At 56.5% G+C, this 1,854-nt stretch carries 1 protein-coding gene; it reads left to right on the forward strand.

The features are described 5' to 3' along the window. A partial coding sequence (locus EYB48_RS18915; protein ID WP_235935308.1) for a condensation domain-containing protein occupies positions 1–1,854 on the forward strand: 1,854 nt, incomplete at both ends.

Consider the following 1,854-nt stretch of genomic DNA (forward strand, 5'->3'; position numbering starts at 1 on the left):
CCTTTGAATGCGAACGGGAAGTTAGATGTTAAGGCCTTGCCGCCAGCTCAGGTACAGCATTATCTGGCTCAACAGCCGTATGCCGCACCAGTGGGCGAGCTGGAACATAGTCTGGCGGCGATGTGGCAAGAATTACTCAAGGTGGACAGGGTAGGGCGTCACGATAATTTCTTTGAACTCGGCGGACACTCCCTGTTGGCGGTCAAACTGGCGGAGCGTATGCGTCAGCATGACTGGCACGTCAATATCAGCAGTTTATTTGCCCGACCCACGCTGGCTGCGCTGGCTGAGGCCGTCGAACACAGTGAGCGACAAGCTGCTGCGCTACAGATTCCGCCTAACCGGATAGCGCCGGATGCGACGCAGATTACGCCCGCTATGCTGCCCTTGGTGCAGCTGACGCAAACGCAGATAGACAGTATCGTCCATCAGATTCCGGGCGGTGTCGCGCAGATTCAGGATATCTATCCGCTTGCGCCGCTGCAGGAAGGCATGCTGTTTCACCATATGCTGGAGAGTGCTGGCGATGCTTACCTGACTTCGGTAACGCTGGGTTTTCATCATGAAGCCAGCCTCGATGGCTTCCTGCATGCATTGCAAAGTGTGGTGGACCGACATGATGTATTGCGCACATCGATGCACTGGGAAGGGCTGGACACGCCGGTACAAGTTGTGTGGCGCCAGGCCAGCCTGATCGTGGAAGAGTTGTGCGATACAGACAGTAAGCTTGGCGTACAGGCGCAGCTGGAAGCGCGTTACGATAGCAGACACTACCGGCTCAATCTGCAGCAAGCGCCCTTACTGCGCGCTGTATGTGCGTATGATCCGGCGCAGCAACGCTGGTTACTATTAGTCTTGCTGCACCATCTGATACTGGATCACGCCTCGATGGAATTGCTGATGCAGGAAATCAGTCTGACAGGACGTGGTTTGCAGGCGTTGTTACCAGCGCCATTAGCCTTCCGTGATGTGGTGGCTCACGCACGTCTGAGTGTGAGTAGCGATGCACAGCAGCGTTTCTTTACACAGATGTTGGGACATATCGATGAAGCGACCGCGCCATTTGGTGTGCTGGATGTGCGTGCGAATGGCGCCGACATGCGCAGTGCCAGCATAAGGCTGGATGCAGAACTGGCGCGGCGTTTGCGCGTGGTCGTGCGTCAGCAAGGTGTAGGCAGTGCGAGTCTGATGCATCTGGCTTGGGCACTGGTACTGGCGCACACCACAGGACGTGATGAGCCAGTGTTTGGTACCGTCTTGTTAGGACGAATGAATGCGGGTGCTGGCGCGGATCGCGCATTGGGATTGTTTATCAACACGCTGCCACTCTGTGTCAGTGCAGGTCAGCTCAGTGTAGAGCAAGCCTTGCGTATTACTCATGCCAGACTGGCTGAACTGCTACAACATGAACATACACCGCTGTCACTGGCGCAAAGCTGCAGTGCAGTGCCTGCACCACTGCCACTGTTCACCACCTTGCTCAACTGCCGCTATGTGGCCGATAAACAGCCTGGTATGCAGGACAGCGCCTGGCCGGATATTGAAATGCTGGGTTCGGCCGGAGCCAGCAATTACCCGATCACGATGTCTGTCGACGATCAGGGGACGGGCTTTACACTCACCGCCAGCGCGGTGCATGCAGTCTCACCGGAGCAGCTCTGTACATGGATGCTGCATGCGCTCGAAGGCTTAAGCAGTGCACTCGAGCACCAACCCCGGCTAGCCTGTGCTCAATTGAAGCTGCTGTTAGACTCTGAGCGCAACTTACTGCTGGATCGTTGGCAAGGCGCACGCTTAACGATGGAGCACGGTCAGCGTCTGGAACAGCAAATCAGCATACAGGCCAGCGCCACG

The sequence above is a fragment of the Cognatundibacterium crateris genome, assembly GCF_010078235.1.
Taxonomy (GTDB): domain Bacteria; phylum Pseudomonadota; class Gammaproteobacteria; order Burkholderiales; family Burkholderiaceae_D; genus Undibacterium; species Undibacterium crateris.